At 33.2% G+C, this 6,487-nt stretch carries 6 protein-coding genes; 1 reads left to right on the top strand and 5 read right to left on the bottom strand.

From position 1 onward, the window contains the following. Positions 1-294: 294 nt before the first annotated feature. The 3 genes from CQ058_RS30620 to CQ058_RS30610 form a co-directional block, all read right to left on the bottom strand. Positions 295-543, bottom strand: coding sequence for a hypothetical protein (locus CQ058_RS30620; RefSeq protein ID WP_002192158.1), 249 nt, complete (start codon positions 541-543; stop codon positions 295-297). 217 nt (positions 544-760) lie between these two features. Further along, positions 761-1,369 (bottom strand): DUF3967 domain-containing protein, encoded by a 609-nt coding sequence (locus tag CQ058_RS30615; protein ID WP_002192157.1) that lies wholly within the window; start codon positions 1,367-1,369, stop codon positions 761-763. 442 nt (positions 1,370-1,811) lie between these two features. After that, positions 1,812-2,297, bottom strand: coding sequence for a DUF6241 domain-containing protein (locus CQ058_RS30610; protein ID WP_002130387.1), 486 nt, complete (start codon positions 2,295-2,297; stop codon positions 1,812-1,814). 697 nt (positions 2,298-2,994) lie between these two features. On the opposite strand from CQ058_RS30610, the gene CQ058_RS30605 reads away from it, so the two are divergent. Beyond that, a complete protein-coding gene (locus CQ058_RS30605) occupies positions 2,995-3,222 on the top strand; it encodes a hypothetical protein (RefSeq protein ID WP_105590225.1) in 228 nt (75 codons plus the stop codon). A 657-nt stretch (positions 3,223-3,879) separates the two neighbouring features. Here the strand turns inward: CQ058_RS30605 and CQ058_RS30595 are convergent. Both CQ058_RS30595 and CQ058_RS30590 read right to left on the bottom strand, forming a co-directional pair. After that, positions 3,880-4,542, bottom strand: coding sequence for a MarR family transcriptional regulator (locus CQ058_RS30595; RefSeq protein WP_105590224.1), 663 nt, complete (start codon positions 4,540-4,542; stop codon positions 3,880-3,882). Between the two features lie 220 nt (positions 4,543-4,762). Then, entirely contained in the window at positions 4,763-6,229 is a 1,467-nt protein-coding gene (locus tag CQ058_RS30590) for a plasmid recombination protein (protein WP_105590223.1), read from the bottom strand. Positions 6,230-6,487 lie beyond the last annotated feature (258 nt).

Below are 6,487 nucleotides of genomic sequence, written 5' to 3'. Positions count from 1 at the left end.
AAGGGACTTTTTTAAATTTCTACATACTTGAGGTTCCGTCACATCAACATCAAGTTAAAGCACTTTTAAAACATTAAAAGGTGCTTTTTATTTTTTATAAATACGAATGTAAACTTTAGTGTATTAGTTTACTTTCAAATCCCCTTAAACATTGAATTTATTGCAACTTACCTATTCCCCTCAAAAATGACTAGAAAAGTATACATTCAAATGACCATGAACAAAGAAAAAAATACACTCAAATAAAAAAATACATAAAAAAAACCAGTTAAAAAACTGGCTTTTTTCATCAAACTATACAATATTTTTAGCTACAATTTTGATATGTTCAGGAGCAATAATATCTTGAATAGTTTCCTTTAAATCTTCAAATAACATTTCTTCTAGATTCGCCAAAGGAACTTCAAATGTTACAGATTCTACGGTTTTAAGATTTAATAAAGAATAAACTTCATTTTTTTTAATAACTAAGTATTGATTTTCCTCTGTCATAATTAAACAGCCTAATTGGATACCTAACATACGTTTATCTTCAAACTTCATAACATAATACCTCTTTTATAATTTGCTAAAACAACAAATTTATCATATAACAACTATACTAATTTAAACAATATCATAAAAAAGTTAACATAAAATCCGATTATCAGTAGTATCCAAAAAAGCTCAGGGTTCTCATATAAATCTAAGCTTTACTTTTATATTCATTTTTCTATATTTTTTAGAGTTGGCGAAAAATAATTAATCAAATTTCAATAGATTATTTCCAAAACTCATACCATTTCTTATCTTTACTTGCTGCAATCATCTTCTTAACTTCCTGGACTTCCCTTATTGTTTGCATGAGCATTTCATCGCGTCCCTGGTTCTTCGCTACGTCTTCACTAGTATTCGTCGCTATAAGCGTTTGGGATTCCTGTATCGTTTGTATGGCGCTCAATAACTCTGATTCTCTTTGTGCAAATCGCTGGTCTTGTTCAACTAAACGTCTGTTTAATTCTTGTAGTAATTCATTTTGCTTTTCAATGACCTCATTTTGATCTTGAAGCATCATCTGTAGCGTTGTAGCGTTGAAATTCGGTTCTTCATAGCGCTCAATTTCGTGTCGCTCTAATGGCAATACCTCAACGCCTTGATGCCATGATACTATTTGTTTTGTGGCGTTTTCTAATGTTATGTCTGTGTCGTTCTTTAGGTTGATAACCTTGCGAAACACCATTACATCACTTTCTCTATACTTCCTATGCCCACGTTCATTCTTTATGAAAGTATAACCCTCTTTTTCTAGTACATCAGCATACTTACGTAATGTACTAGATTGGATACCTAATTGCTCTGCCACTTCGCCAGGACTATATAACGTCTTCATAGCGTCTCACCTCAAAAATATATTCGCTATAGCAATGATATACCCTTTTTCCTAATAATTCACGTATCACTTGTTTTAAATTCTTTTTTATTTATAGGGTGTTTTTGCCCAAATCCCCGAAATGGGGGAATTAGCTTAATTCATTAGAAATTTATACACTATGTCATAAAGTGTACTTTTTGACATAGCTGAAAAACTAGGATTTTTCGTTTCAAAAATACAACTTAATAATATTTGAAATATGTCAATGTAATTGTATATAGTTTGAAACATATATTTTTTAAAGTAACCCCAAATCCTTATTTATAAGGAATTTTCACGATATTTTTTTCTTATTCCCCCTTTTCGAGGGGATGGGCAAAAACACCCAATTTGCAACATTTCACCTATAAACACTAAAAACAAACAAAGAGCGATTTTTTCACCCTTTGTTTGTTGTAGATTATTTATTTAATTCAGCTTTTGCTTGTTTCAAGAGATACTCCTTTTCTTGCTCTGGCGTAGCCTCTTTATATGCTTTACCGTCGTTCCCATCTTTCCACTTACTCAACATATTATGCTCTTTAACTATTTGAGAAAAATCCCCGTGTTCCCATCGATCGATGATCATACGATACTCTCCTAAATGCTTTACATACATTGGAGTGCTTTTAGTGATTGCCTCTTTTACTTCTTGAATATTCTCGGCACTCATTTTGATAAAGCCCTCTTTCTTATCGGATAACACCTTTTGATTAGTCATTTTGAGCATTGTATCATTTATGCGTTTTTCAGCTTCCACTGCCACTTCGACTTTTTCCCCTTTAACCGAGTTGATCATTTCCTCCTCTTTGTGATTCCCGAGGTAATCCCCAACTTTAAAACCTGTTAAAACACCGATCGCTATACAAAAAATTAAAATCAATGATACTTTCGTTATTTTTCTCATTTATTAATCCTCCTTTACTATGAAGGGCCATTTGCAATATAACTTTTATAGAGCAGCTCGACATTTGCGCTCTTTAATAATTTAAGCATAAATTCTATGTTCTTTTTAAAAACAGGTATAATTTATCAGTGCAGTACAACAATTCCTTATATGATCCTTTTTTCCTTTTCTAATAGGTAACCTGCGCTTTCAACCAATTTGATTTCATCAATAAGAGAAAAAACAGTCTTTGATATATTAGGTGTCAATTACAATTGTACCATTTCTAAAGATCGAGCGGCTTAATTGAAAAAAACAAACCCCATTAGGATTTATGATGTATGTAAATTCTTAAATAATCTACACCACTCCCCTGAAAATTTCCTAAGTCTTAGTTTGATAGTGATGGGGTATCGCCAGCATTTCGGAAAAAAACCACGCTAAGAGTATGCAAGATTTTATACAGTTTTTGGGCTAATACAGTAACAAACAAGAGCCCTGAACCCACGCCAGGACAAGAATGTATAAAAAAATGAATAGGGTTATAGAAAAAGAAAAAGGCGAATCCCTACTTTCAAAGGGAATTCGCCTTTTTCTTGCTACCGATAATAGGACGTTATGTTAACCTGACATGAATAGAATATGCAATCAAAATACCTTTTATTATCTATATTCTTGATGTGGTACAATCTGGATAAAAGGTAGAAGGAGATAGACAATGACAGAAATCATTAAAGAGATTGTTTCCCAAAACAAAAGATACAAGGTTCAAGTTATCAAACGAAATAATGGCTTTTTCACTACAGAAGTTTTTGCGTGGTTTGAGGATTATGGATATAAGCATTGGGCTCCTATTAAAAAGGGAATATCGTTAATTGATACAGAAAAACATGCTATAGCCATAGCAATGGAAGATTTAAAAGTGTATTCAGGTGAAAATGATTAATGGGTGTGGATTACACTTATCTCTGAACAAGAGAGGAGATTGCTGTAATATTAAAAATTAGCTTCGTATAACGAAAATTATGTAAATAAGCTGTCCATATGGACAGCTTATTATTTTTTTTACTTAACGTGGTTTTGTTCAGTTTTTTTGCTTTGAAGTTTGCTTTTTGGCTAGAGTGCTGGCTCGTCGTGTGGGGGCGAAACCCCACGTATTACGTATCTATATTTAGAATAAGAATTATCTTGGGACGAATGATCTAAGCGGTTCGGCTCGTATACTTGCTAGTCCAAGTCGAGAACCATTGCTTTGCTTTTTGTCTGTCGGCTTGGCGAGAAAAGCACACGAGCCGAAAAAAGTTCCGCAAGGACACAATAAAAAAAAGAAAAAGCATTAGCTTTTAGGTGAGGATAAACGAACCGACTTTTTTTATTGTGAGGGTGGAGATTTTTGAGTGTTTTTCTCAAAAATACAACCCGTTCCTTGCGGAACTTTTAGCTATATATATAAGAGTGAGAAGAGCAAAGTGAAGAAAGTCAGTAATATCAAGGGTTTGAGAGAGTAGGGGTGTTCGAAAATTCGAACACCTGTGTTCGAAAAAAGATACACCTAAAAAATGGAAAAAATACAAAAAAAGAAGATGTCAATAACAAATGACATCTAAAATAAATAAATCGGTAAATTATGTTTTTTCTTATCTCCATCTACTTTAAAATTCCTAAGAGACTTCTTAAAAATCTTCATAGTAGCCTTATCTACTCCATCTTTAGGAGAACAACATAAAATATTAGGATTCACAAACCATGTACGAGAACTACAAATACGTCCATCTTCAGTTGTCATTCCTGATTCTGCAACTGCTAAAATTCCCTTTTCTAATAACCCATTCATTAAAACTGAAAGATTACTTCTACCTTTTCCTAACTTTCTTGCTAAATAACTCGGTGTAGCTGCATCTGCATCTATTTCGTCTGAATCTTCATCTGAACATTCAACTAAAATATTAGTTTTAAATTCTATGTATGGTATTAAATCAATTAAAAAAGCTTTTTCAGCATTTGTCAGATATCCAATTTTACATAAATAATTAATATTATCAGTAATTATCTGCACAAATCTCACCCGATCTGTAGGTTTTTTCTTTTTCCCTATAAAATACTCTTCTCCACCAGACATTTTACTTAATACTTGTAGCATAATAACTCTTTCTTCTTCAGAAAGTCCACTGCTACCTTCAAGTTTTTCATAAATGCTATTAATTTTACTATCTCTTTCTTTTGCCTTTTTTTCAGCTTGTCCAAAATCAATAATTTGCTTTGTCATATCTAAGTTAATTCCTCCTTAATTGAGGGAATCAACAAAAACACCTATTTTTTGCTATTTGATTATAAATCAAATTATGATAATCTATAATCAGATAAGTGAATTCTAGGTATTTTCGTAGAATACCCTATGAAAAGAGTCATGTTCCCGCATGGCTCTTTTTTTCATTCTATCACGTTTTCAATAACCTTGAAGATAAAAACAAAGTTTCCCTATTTTTTTACCGTTCCATATCAAAACCTCGATGTTTATTGATTTCCCTCTTATGTTCCTTTTCAAATTGATTATCAACTCCCTTGCTACCCAATTCATTTTTAATAATCTCTCTAAACCCCTTAAATTGCTCTTTAAGAACTTTTTTCGTTTGTACATATAAAACTCTTATATTCGTCTGTAAACCCTTTATATGAGCTCTTAATGAGCTAATTTCCCTATTTAATACACCAACTTCGTTTTGCAACTGACTTTTTTCTCGTTTCAATGTTCGATTTTCTTCCATCCATCCCTCTGCATGTACTTTTAAACTCTCATTCTCTTTCACAAAATCTGTCTTTTTCAAACGCTCATAATCCTTTTTGATAGTAACTGCTGCATTCACTTGTTTTGTTAATTCTTGATATTGTTCCGGTGATAATACATAATTTCTTGTCTGTTTCTTCGTAATTTCAGCTTTACCAAACATTTTATCTTGTACTTCTGTTATTACTTCTCTACGCAAAAATGGAATTTTAACAGGTTCATTTGGTACTTGATCTGTAGCACTATCTAATTCTTTTTGCATTTGTTTTACTCTTTTTTCTAACTCTACATGACGCTGGCCAATTAGCTGCAGTTTTTCACTTTCACTCTCAACTTGTTGTTTCACTATCTCTAATTCTTTGTAATTATCAATGACATCACTTTCCAAACTCTTTTTCGCTACTTGTAATTCATTTGTTTTCTCTTCAACGTTTTTTAAATGATGATCAATCGTTTGTAACTGCGTTTCTTTTTCTTGTACTTGATTCTCAACAAGTGATTTTGTTTCTGCATATTCTTTGTATTGACGGACTTTCATATATTTATGGGAACCCACATTGGCACGTTCAAAATTTGGAATTTGTTCTTTAGCCAAAGATTCAATATAAGCCGTTTCTAATTGTCTCCAATTCGCAATTAACTCCATCCCTTTTCCTTGTACGCCTTGTTGTTGCAAAGCTCTATCCATTCCGACACGCCTCGTTAATCCTCGACTACTTTCGAAATTCGGTACATAGTTAATATGTAAATGCGGATTTGCTTCATCATTATGTAAAACCATGTTATAGACTGCTAGATTTGGATTTCGCCCTTGAAACGCCTCTGCATACTGTTTTAACGCTTCTTTTTTAGCTTCCCTATACTTTGGGTCATCTTTACCCTCTCCAACCGCTACAACCAATTCTCGTTGCTCATGTGTCTTTGTATCTTTTTTTATTTTGTCATAATAATCCTTAATTTTGCGATCATTGCGTTTTTGTTTCTCGTTATACTTATCTACTGCTTCTTGAAAGACATCCTTGTATACACTTCGGATGTCCTTTTGAACAAAGTAAATATTCTCTTCTAACCTGGATGGATCTATGCCAGGATTCCCATGAATGTTTTCTCTGTTATTATGGCTTAATGAACTTTGGTGAGATTGATTAAATGAGATAGAGAACAACATAAAGTGCCACCACTTCCCCTAGATTAATTGATACAATAAGTCTAGCAAGGCGACGAAATTGTGTCAATTGACGTAACCCTATACTTATTTTGACGCTAACGCATCAAAATCGATAGGGGTCTGCGACGCTTGTCGGCTATGCCGAGCCATGCTTAGCATGGCAAAACCAGACCTTGGACTTTGTCCAAACCTACTGGGGAATTCTTCCCCAGACCCCCTTAATCGAACTCCCCAACCCCTCAATCCTTGAGGGGCTCC

This window comes from Bacillus sp. MYb56 (genome assembly GCF_002976445.1).
Classification (GTDB): Bacteria; Bacillota; Bacilli; order Bacillales; family Bacillaceae_G; genus Bacillus_A; species Bacillus_A mycoides.
The sequence above is the reverse complement of the archived record's forward strand: the minus strand, read 5'-3'. Positions and strand labels throughout refer to the sequence as shown.

Bases quoted from the DNA above. Each gene is read 5' to 3' on its own strand.
- CQ058_RS30620 (WP_002192158.1), bottom strand. From the start codon at position 543: ATGAAGTTTGAAGATAAACGTATGTTAGGTATCCAATTAGGCTGTTTA.
- CQ058_RS30615 (WP_002192157.1), bottom strand. From the start codon at position 1,369: ATGAAGACGTTATATAGTCCTGGCGAAGTGGCAGAGCAATTAGGTATC.
- CQ058_RS30610 (WP_002130387.1), bottom strand. From the start codon at position 2,297: ATGAGAAAAATAACGAAAGTATCATTGATTTTAATTTTTTGTATAGCG.
- CQ058_RS30605 (WP_105590225.1), top strand. From the start codon at position 2,995: ATGACAGAAATCATTAAAGAGATTGTTTCCCAAAACAAAAGATACAAG.
- CQ058_RS30595 (WP_105590224.1), bottom strand. From the start codon at position 4,542: ATGACAAAGCAAATTATTGATTTTGGACAAGCTGAAAAAAAGGCAAAA.
- CQ058_RS30590 (WP_105590223.1), bottom strand. From the start codon at position 6,229: ATGTTGTTCTCTATCTCATTTAATCAATCTCACCAAAGTTCATTAAGC.